General features: G+C 69.2%; 19 protein-coding genes. 11 read left to right on the forward strand and 8 right to left on the reverse strand.

Going from position 1 to position 20737, the window contains the following annotated elements:
- Positions 1-43 precede the first annotated feature (43 nt).
- The 7 genes from ACZ5KV_RS00550 to ACZ5KV_RS00580 all read left to right on the forward strand — a co-directional run bounded on the left by ACZ5KV_RS00550 (position 44) and on the right by ACZ5KV_RS00580 (position 7976).
- Positions 44-1729: a tetratricopeptide repeat protein gene (locus ACZ5KV_RS00550; RefSeq protein ID WP_464240394.1), complete on the forward strand. Its 1686-nt coding sequence runs from the start codon at positions 44-46 to the stop codon at positions 1727-1729.
- Complete coding sequence (locus tag ACZ5KV_RS00555; RefSeq protein ID WP_464240395.1) at positions 1726-2628, forward strand: hypothetical protein; 903 nt, start codon at positions 1726-1728, stop codon at positions 2626-2628. Before ACZ5KV_RS00550 ends, ACZ5KV_RS00555 begins: the two co-directional genes overlap by 4 nt.
- 43 nt (positions 2629-2671) lie before the next feature.
- Entirely contained in the window at positions 2672-3142 is a 471-nt protein-coding gene (locus ACZ5KV_RS00560) for a hypothetical protein (protein WP_464240396.1), read from the forward strand.
- A 31-nt stretch (positions 3143-3173) separates the two neighbouring features.
- Positions 3174-3611: a ribose 5-phosphate isomerase B gene (rpiB, locus tag ACZ5KV_RS00565; RefSeq protein ID WP_464240397.1), complete on the forward strand. Its 438-nt coding sequence runs from the start codon at positions 3174-3176 to the stop codon at positions 3609-3611.
- A 46-nt stretch (positions 3612-3657) separates the two neighbouring features.
- The gene (gene tkt / locus ACZ5KV_RS00570) at positions 3658-5646 is read left to right on the forward strand and encodes a transketolase (protein WP_464240398.1); all 1989 of its coding nucleotides are present in this window, start codon (positions 3658-3660) and stop codon (positions 5644-5646) included.
- 27 nt (positions 5647-5673) lie between these two features.
- Positions 5674-6657: a class II fructose-bisphosphatase gene (glpX, locus tag ACZ5KV_RS00575; protein WP_464240399.1), complete on the forward strand. Its 984-nt coding sequence runs from the start codon at positions 5674-5676 to the stop codon at positions 6655-6657.
- A gap of 176 nt (positions 6658-6833) precedes the next feature.
- Positions 6834-7976, forward strand: a complete 1143-nt coding sequence (locus tag ACZ5KV_RS00580; protein WP_464240400.1) for a hypothetical protein — start codon at positions 6834-6836, stop codon at positions 7974-7976.
- A 39-nt stretch (positions 7977-8015) separates the two neighbouring features.
- On the opposite strand, the gene ACZ5KV_RS00585 is transcribed toward ACZ5KV_RS00580, so the two are convergent.
- The 5 genes from ACZ5KV_RS00585 to ACZ5KV_RS00605 all read right to left on the reverse strand — a co-directional run bounded on the left by ACZ5KV_RS00585 (position 8016) and on the right by ACZ5KV_RS00605 (position 13571).
- The gene (locus tag ACZ5KV_RS00585) at positions 8016-8765 is read right to left on the reverse strand and encodes a class I SAM-dependent methyltransferase (protein WP_464240401.1); all 750 of its coding nucleotides are present in this window, start codon (positions 8763-8765) and stop codon (positions 8016-8018) included.
- A gap of 49 nt (positions 8766-8814) precedes the next feature.
- On the reverse strand, positions 8815-10518 hold the full coding sequence (locus ACZ5KV_RS00590; RefSeq protein ID WP_464240402.1) for a potassium channel family protein: 1704 nt from the start codon (positions 10516-10518) through the stop codon (positions 8815-8817).
- Between the two features lie 38 nt (positions 10519-10556).
- Positions 10557-10904 carry a DsrE family protein gene (locus ACZ5KV_RS00595; RefSeq protein WP_464240403.1) on the reverse strand — a complete coding sequence of 116 codons (348 nt, stop codon included), beginning with the start codon at positions 10902-10904 and terminating at the stop codon, positions 10557-10559.
- Positions 10905-11009: 105 nt separating this feature from the next.
- Positions 11010-11861 carry a 2-oxoacid:ferredoxin oxidoreductase subunit beta gene (locus ACZ5KV_RS00600; RefSeq protein WP_464240404.1) on the reverse strand — a complete coding sequence of 284 codons (852 nt, stop codon included), beginning with the start codon at positions 11859-11861 and terminating at the stop codon, positions 11010-11012.
- A 12-nt stretch (positions 11862-11873) separates the two neighbouring features.
- On the reverse strand, positions 11874-13571 hold the full coding sequence (locus ACZ5KV_RS00605) for a 2-oxoacid:acceptor oxidoreductase subunit alpha (RefSeq protein WP_464240405.1): 1698 nt from the start codon (positions 13569-13571) through the stop codon (positions 11874-11876).
- Between the two features lie 253 nt (positions 13572-13824).
- Here ACZ5KV_RS00605 and ACZ5KV_RS00610 point away from each other — a divergent pair, with 253 nt between their 5' ends.
- The 4 genes from ACZ5KV_RS00610 (at position 13825) to ACZ5KV_RS00625 (ending at position 16123) form a co-directional block, all read left to right on the forward strand.
- Positions 13825-14040 carry a dual CXXC motif small (seleno)protein gene (locus tag ACZ5KV_RS00610; RefSeq protein ID WP_464240406.1) on the forward strand — a complete coding sequence of 72 codons (216 nt, stop codon included), beginning with the start codon at positions 13825-13827 and terminating at the stop codon, positions 14038-14040.
- A gap of 179 nt (positions 14041-14219) precedes the next feature.
- Positions 14220-15089: a FlgO family outer membrane protein gene (locus tag ACZ5KV_RS00615; protein ID WP_464240407.1), complete on the forward strand. Its 870-nt coding sequence runs from the start codon at positions 14220-14222 to the stop codon at positions 15087-15089.
- A gap of 20 nt (positions 15090-15109) precedes the next feature.
- Complete coding sequence (locus tag ACZ5KV_RS00620; RefSeq protein WP_464240408.1) at positions 15110-15415, forward strand: hypothetical protein; 306 nt, start codon at positions 15110-15112, stop codon at positions 15413-15415.
- A gap of 9 nt (positions 15416-15424) precedes the next feature.
- Positions 15425-16123, forward strand: a complete 699-nt coding sequence (locus ACZ5KV_RS00625) for a FlgO family outer membrane protein (RefSeq protein WP_464240409.1) — start codon at positions 15425-15427, stop codon at positions 16121-16123.
- A 116-nt stretch (positions 16124-16239) separates the two neighbouring features.
- On the opposite strand, the gene lon is transcribed toward ACZ5KV_RS00625, so the two are convergent.
- The 3 genes from lon to clpP all read right to left on the reverse strand — a co-directional run bounded on the left by lon (position 16240) and on the right by clpP (position 20702).
- On the reverse strand, positions 16240-18711 hold the full coding sequence (lon, locus tag ACZ5KV_RS00630; RefSeq protein WP_464240410.1) for an endopeptidase La: 2472 nt from the start codon (positions 18709-18711) through the stop codon (positions 16240-16242).
- Positions 18712-18835: 124 nt separating this feature from the next.
- Positions 18836-20086, reverse strand: coding sequence for an ATP-dependent Clp protease ATP-binding subunit ClpX (clpX, locus tag ACZ5KV_RS00635; RefSeq protein ID WP_464240411.1), 1251 nt, complete (start codon positions 20084-20086; stop codon positions 18836-18838).
- 7 nt (positions 20087-20093) lie between these two features.
- Positions 20094-20702 (reverse strand): ATP-dependent Clp endopeptidase proteolytic subunit ClpP, encoded by a 609-nt coding sequence (gene clpP / locus ACZ5KV_RS00640; protein WP_464240412.1) that lies wholly within the window; start codon positions 20700-20702, stop codon positions 20094-20096.
- Positions 20703-20737 lie beyond the last annotated feature (35 nt).

Consider the following 20737-nt stretch of genomic DNA (forward strand, 5'->3'; position numbering starts at 1 on the left):
GCCGGAACACACGCGGCCGCGCCGCACAGCCAAGGACCAGGCCATGCATCGCCACACAGCAGCCATACTCCTCCTCCTGGTGACCCTCGGGGCGACCGCGTGCGCGCCCATGCGCCCCGCCGACCCCGCTCCCCAGGCCGAGGTGCAGCCCCAGGCCGAGCGCTCGCCCCAGGCCGAGGCGGCCTACAACTATCTGAAATTCGAGGAGGCCCGGCGCGCGGGTGACGACGGCGACGCCATGGAAGCCCTGGGCGAACTGCTGCGCCTGGACCCGCGCGAGCACGTCTACCGGCAGGGCGTGGACTTCCTGTGGCGCAGCGGGCGCCTGGACGCGGCCCGCGACCTCGCCCGCCAAGGCATCGCCCTCTACCCCGCCTCGCGCGAGCTGGCCGTGGCCCTGGCCAACACCTTCTACGCCGAGCGCCGCCACGACGACGCCATCGCCACCATGAGCGACTACCTGGCGCGCAACCCCCAGGACTGGACGGCCAACAAGGACATGGCCCTCATCCACCTGGACGCCGGGCAGTTCGCCCAGGCCCTGGAAAACCTGCGGGCCATTCCGCCCGCCGAGCGCGGCGCCTCCATCCTCTACTACAGCGCCAAGGCCAGCGCGGGCCTGGGCATGAACCGTCAGGCCCGGGAACTGCTGCGCGAGGCCGTGGCCAAGGACCCCTTCTTCGTCGAGGCCTGGGCCGAGCTGGCTTACCTCTTCGAGCTCGACGGCAACTACCTGGAGGCCGAAAAGGTCTACACCCGCCTGCTGGAACTGGGCGAGACGGGCAGCGAGGTCCACCTGCGGCTCATCAGCCTGAACCTCAAGCTCAACCAGCCCGACCGGGCCCTGGAAATCTACCGCCAGGGCCCCACCGACGCGGCCTACGCCCTGGACGCCGCCGCGCTGTTCATGGACGAGAAGTTCTACGAGCAGGCCCGGGCGGTGCTGGTGCCCCTGTCCGAACGCGGCGACGCGCCCGACCGCATCTGGTTCTCCATGGCCGTGCTGGCCTATGAGGGCGACAACGACGCGGGCCGGGCCATCGGCTACCTGGAGCGCATCCCCGACACCGACCGCAACTTCCATCAGGCCGCCCAGTTCCGCATCCATCTGCTCATGGACAAGGGCGACGCCGAGCGCGCCCTGGAGCTGATCCTCGAGCTGGGGCGCCGCTACCCGGACCAGAGCCAGTATCCCCTGCTGGAAGCGAACTGGCACCAGCGCCAAAACGACCTGCCCCAGGCCCTGGACGTGCTCGACCGGGCCACGGCCAAATGGCCGCGCAACACGCAACTGCTCTACTCGCGCGGCGTGATCCTGGACAAGCTCGGGCGCCTGGACGAAGCCCTGGCGGAAATGGAGCGCATCATCGCCCTGGATTCGGAAAACGCCGACGCCCTGAACTTCCTGGGCTACATGCTGGCCGACCAGAACCGCGAGTTGGACCGCGCCCTGGTCCTCATCACCCGCGCCCTGGAAATCGAGCCCGACAACGGCTACGTGATCGACTCCCTGGCCTGGATCCACTTCCGCATGGGCGAAACGGACAAGGCCTGGGAGCTGGCGCGCCGCGCCGTGGAGCACGTGTCCGACGAGCCCGACATCTGGGAGCATTACGGCGACATCGCCGCGCGCCTGGGCCTGCGCGACAAGGCCCGCGAAGGCTACCGCAACAGCCTGGAGCTGCGCCCCGGCCAGGCGCGGGTCAAGGCCAAGCTGGACGCCCTGTGAGCCCGGTGCGTCCTTTCGGCCCGGGGGCCCCGGCGCGGCTCGCGGTGCCGCTGTTGCTGCTGGCCCTGGCCGCGGCGCTGTGGGGCTGCGGGCCCAAGGCCCCGCGCGGCGACAGCCCGCCCGCCGAGGCGCTGTGGGCCGCCTTCGACACCGCCCGCCACGCCGCCCGCCGCGCCACGACAGGCTTTTCGGCCGCAGGCAGCCTGAACTACGCCGGAGCCGACGGCAAGGCCATGCGCGTGGAGTTCCTGTTCTGGGGCAACCCCGACGGCGGCGAAAGCGCGACCGTCCAACGCCCGGAGCTGCGCCCGGTGTTGCGCCCGGAGCTGCGCCCGGTGCTGCGCCTTGACACCAGCGCGGGCTTCGGCACGCCCGTGGCCTTGTGGCGCGAGGACGCCCGGGGCATCGAGGGCTACTACCCCGGCGAGGGTACGCTCTACGCCCACGCCGACCCGCGCGCCGGGGCCGCGCGCATGGGCCTGGGCGTGCCCCTGGCCCTGGGCGATCTGGCCGCCCTGGTCTGCGGCGGCTACGACGGGCTCGTGCCCGCGCGCTACCAGAGCGTGGCACCGACTCCCGAGGGCGGTTTCCGCTACGAGTTTTCCGGCGCCCTGCCCGTCTCCTCGCTGACGCTGGACGCGACGGGCAGACCGGTGGTACTTGCAGGGCGGTTGCGCCAGACCGCCTGGACCCTGGAGCTCGGCACCTTCGACGAGGCCGCCGCCCTGCCCGAGCCCCGGCGTCTGGCCCTGCGCACGGAAAGCGGCTCCACGGCCATCATCCGCATCAAGCGCCTGGAGCGCCGCGATGCGCCCTGGCCCGCCGACAGGCTGGCCCTGGCCGTGCCCGAGGACACCCGCATCGTGCCCCTGGAACTCTACGAAACCCTGGACCAGTGACCCGCCCGGCGGGCCCGGCGCCCAGGCGCACACGGGAGGCGACATGACCACCGACAGGAACGACCCCGCCGACACCACCCCCAGCGGCCCCTCCACCGAAGCCGCCACCGGGTCCGCCACCGACACCGGCGGGCAGGAACGGCCCGCGCCCGCCCCGCAGCAGGACACGCCCCAGCGCCCCGGACAGTCCCTGGGCATCCTGGGCACCTGCCGCCTGGGCCTGCGCGTGCTGGCCGACGAACTGCGCTGGATGGTCACCGGCGGGCTGCGCGGCTACGAGTCGCGCCAGGTCCGCCGCCGCCTGGAGGCCGAATACGCCGCCCTGGGCCGCCTGGCCCGGGCGCACCTCGCCTCCGGCGGCAAGGCGCCGCTGTCCGCCGACGGCGAGGCGGGCATCGCCATGGCCCAGATCGACTTCCTGGAGCAGGAGCTGGAATTCATGGCCGAAGAGGCGCGCCGCACGCGCAAGGACATGCTGGCCCGCCGCAGGCGGAGCCTGGACAACGACAACTAGCCGCCCCGCAGCGCGGAGCAAAGGAAGCATCATGCCGCCGACCACCGTCGCCATCGGCTCGGACCACGCCGGATTCCGGCTCAAGGAAACCCTCAAGGCCGCCATGCAGGGCCAGGGCATCGAAGTCCTGGACGTGGGCACCATGAGCACCGACAGTTGCGACTATCCCGCCATCGCCCAGGACCTGTGCCGCACGGTGCTCGACAAGGGCGTGCCCGGGGTGCTCGTCTGCGGCACGGGCATCGGCATGAGCATGGCCGCCAACCGCTTCGCGGGCATCCGCGCCGCCGCCTGCGCCAACGCCTACCAATGCGAGATGACCCGCCGCCACAACGACTGCAACGTGCTCTGCCTGGGCGAGCGCGTGACGGGCGAGGGCGCCGCGCTCCAGATTCTTGACTTTTTCCTCAATACCGAGTTTGAAGGGGGCCGCCACAAGCGCCGCGTGGACCTGATGGACCGCGCATAAGGCCGTCAAAGCCGCATCAACCGCCACCGCACAAGGAAAACCACCCATGGAACATACCACCGACAGCGCCCTGGACGCCCTGGCGGTCAGCACCCTCAAGGGCCTGGTCATGGACGCCACCCGCAAGGCCAACTCCGGGCACCCCGGCGGCCCCATGTCCTCGGCGGACATGGCCTACGTGCTCTTCAAGGAGACCCTGCGCTTCGACCCCAAGGACCCGGCCTGGTTCGACCGCGACCGCTTCGTGCTCTCCGCGGGGCACGAGTCCATGCTGCTTTACGCCCTGCTGCATTTCTGCGACCTGCTGACCATCGACGACCTCAAGGCCTTCCGCCAGTGGGGCAGCCGCACCCCCGGCCACCCCGAGCACGACATGACCCCCGGCGTGGAGGCCACCACCGGCCCCCTGGGCCAGGGCATGAGCATGGCCGTGGGCATGGCCGTGGCCGAGGCCATGCTGCGCCATCGCCTGGGCGAGGCCGTCTGCAACCACCGTACCTACGCCCTGGCCTCCGACGGCGACCTTCAGGAGCCCGTGGCCCTGGGCTCGGCGGCCCTGGCCGGGCTGTGGGGCCTGGGCGGCCTCACCGTGCTTTACGACAGCAACAAGATCCAGCTCGCCGGGCCGACCAGCCGCTGCGACCGCGCGGACTACCGCATGATCTTCGAGGGCCTGGGCTGGCAGGTGCTGGACATCGACGGCCACGACCACGGCGCCATCCGCGCCGCCCTGGCCGAGGCCCATGCCGAAACCGCCAAGCCGACCCTGATTATCGGCCACACCGTCATGGCCAAGGGCACCGCCACTCTGGAGGGCGACCACAACACCCACGGCGCGCCCCTCTCCCCCGAGGAGATAGCCGCCAGCAAGGCCAAGATGGGCCTGGATCCCGAAAAGGACTTCCAGGTGCCCGACGAGGTGCTGACCCATTTCCGTTCCCGCTTCGGGCACCTGAGTGCCGAAAGCGGCAAATGGCACCGCAAGCTCACCGCCCTGCTCGACTCCGAGCCCGAATTCGCCGCCCTGTGGGAGGCCGTGACCGCCCGGCGCAACACCCTGCGCCTGCGCTGGCCGGAATTCACCCCCGGCGCCTCGGTGGCCACGCGCAAGGCCTGGGGCATGGCCCTCAATGAAATCATGGACCAGCTCCCGCTGCTGGCGGGCGGCTCCGCCGACCTGGACCCCTCCAACCAGACCGAAAAGTTCCGCAACGCCGTGGGCGTGTTCGGGCCGGAGAACCCCGGCGGGCGCAACCTGTCCTTCGGCGTGCGCGAGTTTCCCATGGGCGCCGTGCTCAACGGCATGGCCCTGCACGGCGGCGTGGTGCCCTTCGGGGCGACCTTCCTGACCTTCTCGGACTACGAACGCAACGCCCTGCGCATGTCCGCGCTGCAAAAGCTGCCCGTGCTGCACGTCTTCACCCACGATTCGTTCTACGTGGGCGAGGACGGGCCGACCCACCAGCCCGTGGAGCACGTCAGCTCCCTGCGGCTGATCCCCAACATGCTCGTGCTGCGCCCGGCGGACGCCAACGAAACCACCGCCTGCCTGAACATCGCCCTGACCCAGACCGAGCGGCCCTCGTGCCTGATGCTCACCCGCCAGGGCCTGCCGGTCATCGATCCGGCCGCCCATCCGGCGGTGCTGGACGGCCCGGCCAGGGGCGGCTACGTGCTGGCCGACTGCCAGGGCGAGCCCGAGGTGGTCTTCCTGGCCTCGGGGTCCGAGGTGCAGCTCGTCATGCGCGCGGCGGAGCTGCTCGCGGGCGTGCGCTGCCGGGTGGTCAGTGTGCCGAGCTTCGAGCTGTTCGACGAGCAGGATGCGGCCTACCGCGCCGCCGTGCTGCCCGTCGGGGCGCTCAAGGTCGCCGTGGAAGCCGGTCGGCCCGACCTGTGGTACAAATACGTCGGCACCGAGGGCGTCGCCTTCGGCATCAGCCACTTCGGCGCCTCGGCCCCGGCCAAGGAACTGGAGCGCCACTACGGCTTCACCCCTGAAAACATCGCGGACATGGTCCGCGCGCGGCTCGGATAGCGAACGCACAGCAAAAGGAGTCCCACCGTGGAAGCCCCGGAAAGAAACCTCGCACTGGACCTCGTGCGCGTGACGGAAGCGGCGGCCCTGGCCTCGGGCCGCTGGCTGGGCAGAGGCAACAAGGACGCCGGCGACAAGGCCGCCGTGGACGCCATGCGCCTGTCCTTCAACGCCCTGGACATCAAGGGCCGAGTCGTCATCGGCGAGGGCGAGAAGGACGAAGCGCCCATGCTCTTCAACGGCGAGAAGCTCGGCACCGGCCAGGGCCCCGCCGTGGACGTGGCCGTGGACCCCGTGGAAGGCACCAACCTGCTGGCCTTCGGGCGGCCCAACGCCATCTCGGTCGTCGGCGTGGCTCCGGCCGGGGCGATGTACGACCCCGGGCCGAGCTTCTACATGCAAAAACTCGTGGTGCCCGCCGAGGCCAAGGACGTGGTGCACCTCGATGCGCCCGTGCGCGAGAACCTGACGCGCATCGCCAAGGCCCTGGACAAGGACGTGGACGATCTGGTCGTCTTCGTGCTCGACAAGCCGCGCCACAAGCAGCTCATCCAGGAAATCCGCGAAGCCGGGGCGCGCATCGAGCTGCATACCGACGGCGACGTGGCGGGCTCGCTCATGGCCATCGACCCGCGCTCCAAGGTGGACGTGATGATGGGCACCGGCGGCACCCCCGAAGGCGTGCTTTCGGCCTGCGCCATCCGCGCCATGGGCGGCGAGATCCTGGCCCGCCTGGACCCGCGCTCCAAGAAGGAGGAGCACGCCCTCATCGACGCCGGGCGCGACCTGCGCGAGATCCTGACCGTCAAGACCCTGGTCAAGACCGAGGACGTGTACTTCGCGGCCACGGGCATCTCGGGCGGCACCTTCCTGGCCGGCGTGCGCTACACCGGCCACGGCGCCATCACCCACTCCCTGGTCATGCGCGGCAAGACCGGCAGCATCCGTTACGTCGAGGCGCGCCACGCCTTCGACAAACTGATGCAGTTCTCCTCCGTGAAATACGACTAGCCGGCCCCGGACACGCGGCGCGCCCCCGGCGCCGCGCGCCGCCAGGAAAGAGGCCGCACCCCGCACACGCGGGGCGCGGCCTCTCTCTTTGTCCGCGCATCTTCACGTTGCCAGAAATACTTTTTTCGATTAATAATATAAGATAATTGAAATCATTTCACAAAGGGGGGACTCTCATGCGCACCATGACGGCGGCCGCCCTGCTGGGCGCGGCACTGTTTCTGGCGGCCTGCCAGCCCGCCAGCACCATCAGCACCCTGCACGGCGTGACCACCGAGAGCAACGCCCTGGGGCCGAAATTCACCCGGCTGTTCTGGGGCTCACAGTGGGAATCGGTGTCCCTGCTGGGGCTTCTGCCCGCGCGCGAGCCGGGCGTCCTGCACAGCTACAATCCCAGGCGGGGCCCGAACTCGGCCATCGGCGTCAGTGAGGGCGACAGCTACTTTCTCACGCGCACCGTGGGCGCCGACGTGACCCTGGACGAGGTGCTGGCCCTGCGCGACGCCCTGCTCCAGGCCCAGGACAGCGCCGCCAACGCCACCCGGGCCCGGCTGGAAGCCCTGCGAACGGCCCTGGACGCCCGCGCCGCCGGGGGCAGCCCGGCTGCGGCCACGCAAGCCGAAGCCGCCGCCGGGGAAGACGCCCCGCAGGCGCAAACGGCAACCGTTGCGGACAAAGCCGCCCGGGAGGCCAAAAAAGCCGAGAGCCAGTTCACGACGGCCGAACAGGCCGTGCGCCAGGCGCTCAAGAAGCCGGGGCTGCTGGTGGTGCGCTGGTCCGTGGCGCAGGAGTCCGAATACAACGCCAGCTCCGGCGAGCGGGCCAGCCTTTCCGGCGGCTCGGGAGCCGGGCGCTCGGGGCTGGCCGTGCTGGGCGGCATCCGCGTCGCGCGGCTTTACGTGGGCAAGGACATCGGGGCGCACTGGACCGGGTTGCGCAACATCGGCGCCTTCACCACCTGGCCCCAGGTGACCACCCTGCTCATTCAGGCCCGGCATGTCGCCTTTCTGTCCGACGTGAGCATGGAGAGCTACTTCAAGGCGGAGGTGGCCGTCGATGCCCAGACCGTGGCTCAGGCCGCGGCGGACTGGAAGACCCTGGCCGAACTGGAGCTGGCGGCCTACCGCGCGCGGGTGGCCAACCTCGGCGGCATGGGCCTGCTGGGCGCCGGGGGCAGCCTGACCCGGGCCCCGGCGCCCTGGGCCGGGGCAGACCCGTCGCGGCTCGAACCCTGCCCGCAGGAAGCAGATGCGGACTGGCACACCCTCTACCAGGTGACCACGCCCCTCAAGGCGCTGCGCGAGATGTGGGAACCGTAGGCAAGGGCTGGGCCCGGCCCCGGGGCGGAGCCGGGCGCCCTATTCCAGAATGCCCAGCAGCAGTTCGTAGGGCCGGTCCAGGCCTGCCAGGGGGAAGGCGCGGGTTTCCAGGCGGAACCCGGCCCGCGCGAACAGCCGCGCCCACGCCGCCCGGGGGAAGAGCCCCAGCACGTGGCGGTCCAGTTCCACGCGCGTGCCTTCGCCGTCGGTGACGATGAAGGTCATCAGCACTTCGATGCTCGTGTCTCCGGGGTCGGGGTCATGGGTGTATTCCACGTAATGGACCCGCAGGGGCCCGCGCTGGTGCGCACTCGTTTCCAGGGCCGGGCCCCGGAAGGTTTCGGTGAAATGCTCCGGCGCGACGACGAGCACGCCGCCGGGCTCCAGGTGCGCCGCCGCCGTCTCCAGAGTCCGGGCCAGATCGTCCTCTGTGGTCAGGTAACTCACGGCGTCGTGGATGAGCACCGCCGCGAAGCGCCGCCCCAGGCGCACGCGGCGCATGTCGCCCCGGTGCAGCTCCACCCCGGGGTTCAGCGCGCGGCACAACTCCAGCATGGCCTCCGAGAGGTCCACCCCCGTGGCGCGAAACTCCCCGGCAAGGTGGGACAGGTTGTGCCCGGCGCCCACGCCCAGTTCCAGCACCCCGGCCCCGGGGGGCACCGCCGAATCCCGCAGCACGGTCCGCCAGAAGGCGGCCTCTTCGGCGTAGTCCCCGGGCGGGGTGATGACGGGCATCAGGTGGGCCAGTTCGGCATAGAGCCGCCCCTGGGGGATGGCGTCGGAACGCATGGCACCTCCTTGCGCGGCTGCGCGTGGCGGGCGGGCGGCCCGCGCCGGTCTAGGCCTGCCCCGCAGCCTGGGGAAAGCGGTCCAGGAAGCGGCGCTCGGACTCCGAAGTGCCGATGAGAATCAACTCGTCGCCCGCGCCCAGGGTCCGCGTGGGGTCGGGGTTGATTTCCAGGCCCCGGGCCGAGCCCACGGCCACCACGCTGCACCCCGTGGCGGCGCGGATGTCGCTGCCCATGAGCGTGGTGCCTTCCAGGGCGGCGGGCAGGGGCATGCGGAAAATGTTCAGGCCCTCGGTGAGCATGAGCACCTTGCCCGGCGAGAGCAGGTTGACCACCGTGTTGGCCACCAGGGAGGCGTGGGAGATGACCAGATCCGCCCCGGCGCTGTGCAGCACGCCGATGTTGCGGTCCAGCGTCGCGCGGCTGATGATCTGGATGTCCGGGCGCAGCCTGCGGCAGTAGATGGTCAGGTAGGTGTTCATGTCGTCGTCGTGGGTGGTGATGAACACCGAGGGCGCCTCGCGGATGCCCGCGCGCTCCAGAACGTCCAGATCCGCCGCGTTGCCGATGACGAGATGCTCCTCGTCGCCGATCTGGCGGGGCTTTTTCTCCACCACGCGATAGGCCAGCCCCAGGCGGTGAAGCTGCTCCGCCGCCGCCCGGCCCACCCGGCCCCCGCCGAGGATGACCACCGGCCCGTCCTTGCTGGGATTCACGCCCGCAAGGCGGTCGAAGGCCTCGATCTGGCCCAGGGTGCCCGCCAGGACCAGGACCATGGCCCCGGTCAGCGGCAGGTCCGGGTCCGGCAAAGTGAAATGCCCGCGCTCCCACAGGCCGACGACGTTCACGCCCACGGCCTCGCGCAGGCCGCTCTGGCGCAGGGTCCGGCCAGCGAGGTTGGAGCGCATCACCGGCGTTTCGGCGACCATCAGTTCGTCGAAGCGGCCGATGATGCCCGAGCGCATGTTCGCGCCCAGGGTCCGCCGGGCCAGGGTCTGGCCGAGCATGCGCGTGAACTGGAACACATGCGTGCTGCCCGCCAGGGTCAGGATGTCCACCGAGGCTTCCTGGTCCGCCTTGGCCACGATGGGCACCGTGGCGCAGGCCTCGCGCACGGTGAAGGTCACGCTGGTGTTGCGCACGTCGCTGTCCAGAGCGACGACCATGGCCGCCGCATCCACCCGCAGCTTGCGATAGGTCTGGGAGTCGTCGTGGTCGCCCACGGCCACGGTGTAGCCCTGGTCGTGCAGGGCCAGGGCCGTTTGCACGTCGGGGCAGAGCAACACGTGGTCGTGGCCGTACTGGCGCAGGCGCTGGGCCAGATTCTGAGCCGTGGCGTCCGGGCCGACGATAATGACGTGGCCGCTGGTGCCCGGGGGCAGCTCACGCGGGGCCAGGGCCTTGTTCTGGGCCTCCAGCCACGGGGCGTAGAAGAACTGGATGAACGTGAACGGCAGCATCACCAACAGGAAGATGATGCCAGAGAGCAGCACGAGGATGGAAAACAGCCGCCCCAGGTCGCCGCTGAAGGTGATGTCGCCGAACCCCAGGGTGGACATGACCGTCAGCGTCCAATAGACGCCGGTAATCCAGGAATGCTCCTGGCCCTCCCGCTGCATGATGAAGTGGAACAGCACGCTGTACAGCGCGATGACGGCCACCAGCAGCAGCACGAACTTCAGCAGGAAGCCGATGTTGCGGCGGGCGGTGCGGTCCTGAAGCAGGTAGGTGACCTGGGCGGCGAGGAACTTCACGGATACCCTGACGGACCGGGCGGGCCGGTCCGTATGCGCTAGAAGGTGATGATCTCGTATCCCTGGTCCAGATACTCGCCCATGGCCGGATGTCCGCCCATGGAACCGATGAGGGCGATGCCCGCGGCGCGCACGGCCTCGGCCACGCCGAGCTTGGTCGAGCAGGCCTTGCACGCCCCGTCAAGCACGCCCGAGGCCAGAACCTTGGCGTAGAGCTGGTGGAACTGGTTGTCCGGGTCGGCCAACTGGGGCACCAGGGTCACCGAGGCGCCTTCGAGCACCAGCCGCACGTCGTAGCCGCGCGCCTGCATGTCCAGGGCGTTGAGCAGCACGTGCACAAAGCACAGCAGTTCGCCACGAAAGGGAAACAGGGCAACTTTCTTCATGATGGCTCCTCCCGCACAGTGTACGCGCCCCGCCGGGCGCGAAAAAAGGGGCACCGCCCGGGCCTGAACCCGGGCGGTACCCCTGTCCTACCAGAGCCTCGCGGGCTAGGCAAACGCTTCGAGCACCCGGGCCATGCCCGCCGGATCGGGCCCGCGCGCGGCCAGGGGCTCACCCGCCAGGTGCCCCAGGCGGCTCTCGAAGCTCGGCTTGTCTTCGCGGTACAGCACGCCCACGGGGATTTCGTCGCCGAAGGTGGCCGCCGCGGCCATGGCCGCCTCCCAATTCGTGGGATCGTAGTCCGCAGGCAGGGGGCGACAGCGTTCCTTATACCACGCATAGGTGTTGATTTTATTGAAGGACACGCAGGGCTGGAAGATGTCCACCAGGGCGAACCCGTCGTGCTGCATGGCCGCCACGATGAGATCGGCCAGGAATTCCTTGTCGCCCGCAAAGCCCCGGGCCACGAAGCCGCAACGCATGGCCACGGCCACGGCCACCGGGTTGAAGGCCGCCGAAGCCACGCCCTGCGGCTGGGCCTTGGTCACGTGGCCCTGGGCGGTGGTCGGGCTGGCCTGGCCCTTGGTCAGGCCGTAGATCTGGTTGTCGTGGGCCAGCAGCGTGATGTTCACGTTGCGCCGGATGGCCGCCAGGAAGTGGTTGCCGCCCTCGCCGTAGCTGCATCCGTCGCCGCTGGAAACCAGCACGGGCAGCCGGGTGTTGGCCAGACGGATGGCCTGGGCCGCGGGCAGGGAACGGCCGTGCAGCCCGTTGAAGCCGTTGCAGCGGATGTAGTGCGGCGCCTTGGCCGCCTGACCGATGCCCGAAACATACACGAACTGGTGCGGGGCGATGCCCTGGCGCGACAGGGCCGCACGCACGGCGTCCATGATGCCGAAGTTGCCGCAGCCCGGGCACCAGGAGGTGGTGAACTCGCCGTATTCCTTGATGTCGATCATGGCAAAGCCTCCCTATGCCAGCCCGAGGGCGTCCAGGGCCCGCAGGATGTATTCCGGGGTGAAGGTGCGGCCGTCGTACTTGTGGATATGAGCATCCATGCGCAGGCAGCTTTGCTGGCGCAGAAGCTGCTCGAACTGGCCGGTGCTGTTGCCCTCGACACAGACCGTGCGCCCGGCGGCCTGGATGCGCTCCAGGTACTGGTCCTCCCGCAGGGGCCAGACCTGGGCGAAATGCACGACGCCCACGGAGCGCCCGCGTGCGCGCAGGTCGCGCGCGGCCTCCAGGGCCGCGCCCCGGGTGGAGCCCCAGCAGACCAGCAGCAGCTCCGGGGCCTCGGGCCCGTCCCAGGTCGGGGCCACGGTTTCGGCCAGCAGGCCCGCGCCCTTGCGCAGGCGCTTGTCCTGCATGGTGTTGCGGACCTCGATGTCCTCGCTCATGTGCCCGCTGGCCACGTGCTCGTGGGAGTCGGCCAGCACGAGTTGGTCGGTAAAGCCCGGCAGCAGACGCGGGGACACGCCGCTTTCCGTCACGGCGTAGCGCCCGTAAGGCTCCTTGGCCGTCCACCGGCGCAGGGGCTCGGCGGGCGCGGGCAGGGCCGCCGGGTCGAAGGGCGCCACGCTGCGGTAGGAATTGGCCATGTACTGGTCCGACAGCACGAACACCGGGGACTGAAAGCGCTCGGCCAGGTCGAAGGCGCGGTGAGTCAGGTGGAAGAACTCCTCCACCGTGCCCGGGGCGAAGACCGCCCGGGGGAACTCGCCGTGCCCGGCGTGGAGCACGAGGTTCAGGTCGGCCTGCTCGGTGCGCGTGGCCAGCCCCGTGGCCGGGCCGGGCCGCTGGGCCACGGCGCAGACGATGGGCGTTTCGGTCACCCCCGCGAGGCTCACGGCCTCGGTCATCAGCGCGAAGCCGCCGCCCGAGGTCGGCACCAGGGCCCGCGCCCCCGCGTAGGCCGCGCCCAGGCCCATGTTCATGGCCGCGATCTCGTCCTCGGCCTGTTCGACCACCACGCCCAGCTTGCGACCGTGGGTGATCAGGACCTGGGCGATGGAGGTGCCCGGAGTCATGGGATAATAGGAACAGAAATTGGCTCCGGCAGCCATGGCGCCCAGGGCCAGGGCCTCATTGCCGGTCAGCATCAGCCGCCGGGGCGGGGCCGCCATGGGCGGCAGCGGGGCAAAGGCCGTGGCCCCGGCGCGCACCCAGGCGTAGGCCGCGTCCAGAACCTCATGATTCTGGGCGACCACGGCCTCGCCCTTCTTGGCGAACGTCTCGCCCAGCAGGGCCTTGGGGATGGCCGGATCGAGCCCGAGGACGCCCGCCAGCACGCCCAGGGCGGCCACGTTCTGGAAGATGGGCTTGGGCGCCAACTCGCCGAAGGGCACGCCCCGGCCCGCCGCGCCCCGGCGGTCCAGCCCGGTGTCGGCGAAAACCAGCCCGCCCGGGGCCATCTCGTCCAGATGCAGGTCCACGCTCTCCTGGTTCAGGGCCATGAGCAGGTTCACGGCCTCGCGCGGCGCGTCCAGGGGAAAATTGGCGGCACGGATGAGAAAGGTGTTGTGCCCGCCGCGCACGCGGGACATGAAGTCCTGGCGCACCAGCACCTCGTAGCCGCCGCGCACCAGGCTTTTGGCCAGCAACTGGCCCACCGTGGCCAGCCCCTGCCCTGCGGCGCCCGCGATCATCAGATTGACACAATGTTCGGCCATGATGGGTTCTCCTTGCTCCAGGCGGGAAGGGTGCGTCCGCCCGGCCCGCGCTGGCGGGACGAGGCGGCCATACCCATGGGCATACCTGAAATTCGCGTAGGAATAAACCATGATTCGGAGAAATTGCGGTCTATTTCCCACCATGAAAGGAGGGACTTGCCCGGGGGCGGGAAATAAGGCATGATCCGCCCCGGCGGTTCGACCTCCGCCCCGGCCTTTCCGCAAACCGACAACAGCCGAGGATTTCCCCACCATGTGGAACACCCCCACCCTGTTCGGCGGGCCCCGCCAGGCCGACACGCGCATGGCGTGCAAGGAATGCCAGGGTTCCCTGCGCGTGATCCGCTCCTGCCGCGAGGTCTATCTCTTCTGCGGCCAGTGCGGCGGCAAGTTCAAGCTCGACGCCTACTCCGAGTACCTGGACCAGATCGAAGAGTTCATGCTCAACATCCCCTGCGACAGAATCTGACGCCCCGGCCCGCGCGGCCGCCGTCCCCTCCCCCGGGCTCCCCGCGCCCGGGCCCCTTCCCCTTCGCCCGCCCCGGGCCCTGCCGCCCCCCGCACCCCGCGCGGGGTGTAAAGCTTTTGGTCGCCCCGGCCGATAGAGCCTCCAGAGCCAATTCCGTCAACGACCCTTCGGGGGAAACCATGCGCACGAGACCCGTATTCCTCTCCTTGCTGGGCGGCCTGCTGGCCGTCGCCCTGTCCGCCGGGGCAGCCGTGGCGGGCGAGGCCGATGCCGCATCCCTGGCCCGGCGCAACGCCGAGAGCGCCACCCGGGGCGGCGCCCTGGACCCCGGCGCCGGGGCCCTGGCCGCGCCCATGGGCAAGGCCTACGTGGACGGCGCCCGGCGCCCCGTCGCGGGGGCTTCCGGCCTGCCCGCCGGAGTGCTCGCGCCCGACGGCGGCGGGGGCTACGTGTGGGTCGGCACCGCAGCGCCCGTGCCCGCACCCAGCGAGGAGCACGCCGCCGCGCGCGAAATCCGCCTGCAAATCCGCGAAATGGCCGCCCAGCTCTTTGAACGCGGCACCACAGGCCTGGGCGGCGGCGTGGCCCTGCCCGCCTCGTTCGTCAACCAGGACGACATGGACAGCTCCTCGGCCTTCGGGCGCTACATCGCCGAGCAGATGTTCTACGAGCTGAACCAGCTCGGCATCCCCGTGCGCGAATACCGGACCATGCCGAGCGTGCTGACCCGCCCCGAACAGGGCGAGTTCGTCATCACCCGCGACATGGCCAAGGCCGCGCGCCCGCGCCCGGCGGGACTGGCCCTTTCGGGCACTTATTATTTCGACAAGCACAACGTGTTCGTCAACGCGCGCCTGTTCAACACCAAGGACGGGCTGGTGCTGCGCACGGCCAACATGGTCTTTCCGCAAACGCCCGTGACCCGGGCCATGCTGACCAAGGGCGGCGGCATGCGCCTGCGCGCCGCGCAAACCGAGGTCCGATCGCTGGCGGACATGAAGGACGACACGAGCCTGCAGTTCATGCTCCAGCAGAACACGCTCCACTAGGCCCACGCCAAGGACGCACCATGCGCAGATCCGTCATGCCCCTGCTGGCCGCCGCCCTGCTGGCCCTCCTTCTGGAAGGCTGCTCCCTGTGGCAGGCCATCGCCCCGGCCCCGGCGGCGCCCAGAACAGAACCCCGCGCCATGGCCTACAACGAGAATTCCGTGCGCTGCCTGGCCCTGGGCCGCCGCTATCAGGCCGAAGGCCGCTTCGAGCTGGCGCGCGAAACCTTCATGCACGGCCTGGCCACGGCCCGCGACGACGCCATGCGCGAGACCCTGAGCCGGGAAGTGGAAGCCACCGACCGCATCATCCTGAGCAACAGGTAGGAGACGCCCATGTCCACCCTCCGCCCCCTGACCATCGCCCTGACCCTGCTGGCCGCCCTGGCCCTGGCCGCCCCGGCCCGGGCCTCCCAGAGCGTGCCCCAGACCGCCGCGTCCATCGCCGTGCAGCTCGACGGCCAGCTCGTGGAGCGGCTGCAACTGCTGGAAGGCCCCGCCCGGGGCACCACGCTCATCCTTTCCACCCCCGTGGACCTGGGCGACCTGGAAAAAAGCTCGCCCCTGGCCCGGCTCATGGGCGAGGAGCTGGCCTCCTGGTTCGTGGCCAACGGCTACCGCGTCCAGGAGGTCCGCCGGGCGCGCAATCTGATGCTCGACCCCGGGACCGGCGAGATGGCCCTCTCGCGCGACGTGCGCCTGCTGGGCGACCGCAGCCCGCAGAGCGAAGTGCTCCTGGCGGGCACCTACAGCCAGACCTCGCGCAGCGTGCGCTTCAACATCCGCCTGCTGCACGCGCCCACGGGCGAGGTGCTGGCCATGGCCTCGGGCACGGTGCAGATCACGCCCGAGACCGCCGAACTGCTGGACGTGGACGCCCGGGCCCAGGCCGCCCGCGTGCGCCCCAGCGTGGACACCGCCTGGGCGCCCCGCGCGGCGCGGGCCCTGGGCATGTCCCCGTGGAGCCTGCCCGCACCGGTGCGCAGCCTGAACGCCGCCACCCAGGAGCCCACGGTGCTCGACTTCCGGGAATAGGACCACGCAGGCCCCCCGCCCCCAGGCGGGCGGGATTCCCCGGCGGGAAAACGCAAAAAAAGGCCGGGGCGCATCGCGCTCCGGCCTTTTCGTTTCTTTCTGCGGCGCCGCCGACCCTAGTGGGTCGGGCCCTCCACGGCTTCCTTGGCCAGGGAGGCGGCCACGGGGCACATCTCCGTTCCACGGCCGGAGAAGATCTTCTCCGGGTCCGCGCAGACCAGGGCGTGGGAGAGGACCTCGTCCATGTTGGCGACCTCGACGATGGTCAGGTCGCGCAGGATGGCGGCGGGCACGTCTTTCAGGTCCTTGGCGTTTTCCTTGGGGATGAGCACCTTCTTGATCAGACCCCGGTGGGCGGCCAGGAGCTTCTCGCGCAGGCCGCCGATGGGCAGCACGCGCCCGCGCAGGGTGATCTCGCCGGTCATGGCCAGTTCGTTGTCCACAGGCAGGTTGAGCAGCGCCGAGGCCAGGGTGGTGGCCAGGGTGATGCCCGCGCTGGGCCCGTCCTTGGGGATGGCGCCCTCGGGCACGTGGACGTGGATGTCGATTTCCTTGTGGAAGTCGCGCTTGAGGCCGAAGAGGTCCGAGCGCGAGCGGATATAGGACAGGGCGGCCTTGGCCGACTCCTGCATGACCTCGCCGAGCTTGCCGGTGATTTCCACCCGCCCGGTGCCGGGCATGAGCGCGGTTTCCACCAGCAGCAGTTCGCCGCCCAGCTCGGTATAAGCCAGGCCGGTGGTCACGCCCACCTGCGGGGCGTCCTCCTTCTCGCCGTAGCTGTGCTTGGGGATGCCGAGCAGTTGCGGCAACTGCTGCTTGGTGACCTTGAGGGCCTTGTCCATGTCGCCCTCCTCCACCAGCTTCATGGCCGACTTGCGGCACACGGCGGCGACCTCGCGCTCCAGGCTGCGCACGCCCGCCTCGCGGGTGTAGCGGCGGATGATCTCCGTCAGGGCGTTGTCCGACAGGGTCAGGTTTTCGGGCTTGAGGCCGTGCTCCTTGATCTGCTTGGGCACCAGGAAGTTGCGGGCGATCTGCATCTTCTCCGTTTCCAGATAGCCGGGCAGCTTGATGATCTCCATGCGGTCCTGCAACGGCAGGGGGATGGAATGCAGGCTGTTGGCCGTGGTGATGAAGAAGACCTTGGACAGGTCGTAGTCCATGTCCAGGTAGTGGTCGTTGAAGCTGGAGTTCTGCTCGGGGTCGAGGACTTCGAGCAGCGCCGCCGACGGGTCGCCCCGGAAGTCCATGGACATCTTGTCCACTTCGTCCAGGCAGAAGACGGGGTTGTTGAACTTCACGCGCTTCAGCGCCTGGATAATCTTGCCGGGCAGTGCACCCACGTAGGTGCGGCGGTGGCCGCGAATCTCGGCCTCGTCGCGCACCCCGCCCAGGGACAGGCGCACGAACTCACGCCCCGTGGCCCGCGCCACGGACTTGGAAATGGAGGTCTTGCCCACGCCGGGAGGGCCCACAAGGCACAGGATGGGGCCCTTCATGGTCTCGACGAGGCTCTGCACGGCCAGGTATTCGAGGATGCGCTCCTTGGGCTTTTCCAGGCCGAAGTGGTCCTGGTCGAGGATGGTCCGGGCCTGCTCGATGTTCAGCTCGGTTTCCTTGTAGACGTTCCAGGGCAGGTCCAGAATCCAGTCCACGTAGTTGCGCACCACGGTGTACTCGGCCGACGAGGGCGGAATCTGCTTGAGCTTCTTCAGCTCGCGCAGGGCCTTCTCGCGGTTCTCGTCGGGCATGACCTTTTCGGCCAGGCGCTTTTCCAGCTCGGCGACCTCGACGTTGGGGTCGTCCTCGCGGCCCATCTCCTTGTTGATGGCCTTGAGCTGTTCGTTCAGGTAATACTCGCGCTGGTTGCGCTCCATCTGGTCCTTGACGCGCGACTTGATCTTCTTTTCCAGCGAGGAAATCTCGATCTCGCTTTGCAGCAGCGCATAGGCCTCTTCCAGGCGGCGCAGGGGGTCGGCCTGCTCCAGAATCTCCTGCTTGCGCGCGTAGTCCACCTTGAGATGGGGCATCACGGCGTCGGCCAGCCTGCCCGCGTTGGTCAGCGACGAGATGGCCACGATGGTCTCGGCGGCCATCTTCTTGTTGACCTTGCCGTATTCCTCCAGGGCCTCGTGCGTGGCGCGCACCAGGGCCTCGGCGTCGGCGGAGTCGGCCTCGAAGTCGGGCACGCGGCGCACCACGGCCATGGGGAACTCGGCCTTGCCGTCCTTGGAATCCAGCGGCACCAGGCCGTCGGCGGGGGTCCAGCGGGCGCGGTAGAGCCCCTCGAAGAGCACCTTGATGGTCCCGTCGGGCAGGCGCAGAAGCTGGAGAATCTTGCTGACGGTGCCGATATCGAAAAGGTCGTCGGGGGTCGGGCGTTCCTGCTCGGGGCTGCGCTGGGCGACGAGAAAAATCTTCTTGTTGAAGTTGGCCAGGGCGGTCTCGATGGCTTTCACCGAGGCCTCGCGCCCCACGAAAAGCGGGACGATGGAGCGCGGGAACATGACCACCTCGCGCAAGGACATGAGCGGCAGGCGCAGTTCTTCGGAGCGGGGGTCGTTGTCCACCATGACGAAGTTCGACATCTATTCCTCCGGGAAGGGGTGAGGGCGGGCGCTCAGGCCCGAACTCCGACAAGCTATGACCGCCGCGGCGGATGTCAACTCCCTCGCGGCGGCGCGCCGGGGCGGCCCCCGGCGCGCCAGCCGCCTAGGCGGACTTGACCTCGGACTGGAAGATCAGCAGCGGCTCCTGGGCGTTTTCCACCACGGCGCTGTTGATGACGCATTCCTTGACGCCCTCCAGGGAGGGCAGGCGGTACATGATGTCGAGCATCACGCCCTCGAGCACGCTGCGCAGGCCGCGCGCGCCGGTCTTGCGCCCCAGGGCCTTCTTGGCCACCGCCGTCAAGGCGTTGGCGGTGAAGCGCAGGCGCACGTCGTCCAGCTCGAAGAGCTTCTGGTACTGCTTGACCAGGGCGTTGCGCGGCTCGGTGAGGATGCGCACGAGGTCTTCCTCGGTCAGTTCCTCCAGGCTGGCCACCACGGGAATGCGGCCCACGAACTCCGGAATCAGCCCGAACTTGACCAGATCGTCGGGGCTGACGTTGCGGATAAGCTCGTCGGCCTTGGCCTCCTGGGTCTTGCGCAGCTCCGCGCCGAAGCCCAGCCCGCTGCCCTCGCGTCGGCTCTGGACGATCTTCTCCAGGCCGATGAACGCCCCGCCCAGGATGAACAGGATGTTCGAGGTGTTCATGCGGATGAACTCCTGCTGCGGGTGCTTGCGCCCGCCCTTGGGCGGGATGTTGGCCTCGGTGCCCTCGATGATCTTGAGCAGCGCCTGCTGCACGCCCTCGCCGGACACGTCGCGGGTGATGGACGGGCTGTCGCCCTTGCGGGCGATCTTGTCGATCTCGTCCACGTAGATGATGCCCCGCGAGGCGGCCTCGATGTCGTAGTCGGCGTTCTGCAAAAGCTGAACGAGGATGTTCTCCACGTCCTCGCCGACATACCCGGCCTCGGTCAGGGTCGTGGCGTCGGCGATGGCGAAGGGCACCTTGAGCACGCGGGCCAGGGTCTGGGCCAGCAGGGTCTTGCCCGAGCCCGTGGGGCCGATGAGCAGGATGTTACTCTTGTCCAGCTCCACGTCGTTCTTGGACTTGCCCGCGTAGAACACGCGCTTGTAATGGTTGTGCACGGCCACGGCCAGGGTCTTCTTGGGCGTGGACTGGCCGATGACGTATTCATCCAGGAGGTTCTTGATCTCCTCGGGGGTGAGCAGGCGGCCTTCCTCCACCTCCTCGGCAACGTTTTCCTGGGCGATGATCTCGTTGCACAGGCCAACGCACTCGTCGCAGATGTAGACATCGGGCCCTGCGATGAGCCGCTGCACCTCGTCCTGCCCCTTGCCGCAAAACGAGCAGCTCAGTTCGGGGGGCAGGCCAATCTTCTTGTCGGACATGTGCCTTCTACTCCTTGGCTTGCTCCGGCAGTTCCTTGCGCGACACCAGAATCTTGTCGATGATGCCGTAATCCTTGGCTTCCTGGGGGCCCATGAAGTAGTCGCGCTCGGTGTCCTCGGCGATCTTCTTGAGCTTCTTGCCGGTATGCTGGGCCAGGATGCCGTTCAGCATCTCGCGCATGCGCAGAATCTCGCGGGCGTGGATGTCGATGTCCGTGGCCTGGCCCTGCATCCCGCCCAGAGGCTGGTGGATGAGGATTCTCGCGTGAGGCAAAGCAAAACGCATACCAGATTCACCGGCGGCCAGGAGCACTGCGCCCATGCTGGAGGCCTGCCCGATGCACACGGTGGACACCGGGGCGGAAATGTACTGCATGGTGTCGTAGATGGCCATGCCCGCCGTGACCACGCCGCCCGGGGAGTTGATGTACAGGTTGATGGGTTTTTCCGGATTTTCGGACTCCAGGAACAGGAGCTGGGCGCAGACCAGGCTGGCCACGTGGTCGTCGATGGCCGTGCCGAGCAGGATGATCCGGTCGCGCAGCAGACGGGAATAGATGTCGTAGGCTCGCTCGGTGCGCCCGGTGGTCTCGATGACTATGGGAACGGTGGGCATGGAACACTCCCCCTTTTCTTGCTGATGGTCGGGCC

The organism is Desulfocurvus thunnarius, assembly GCF_055390965.1.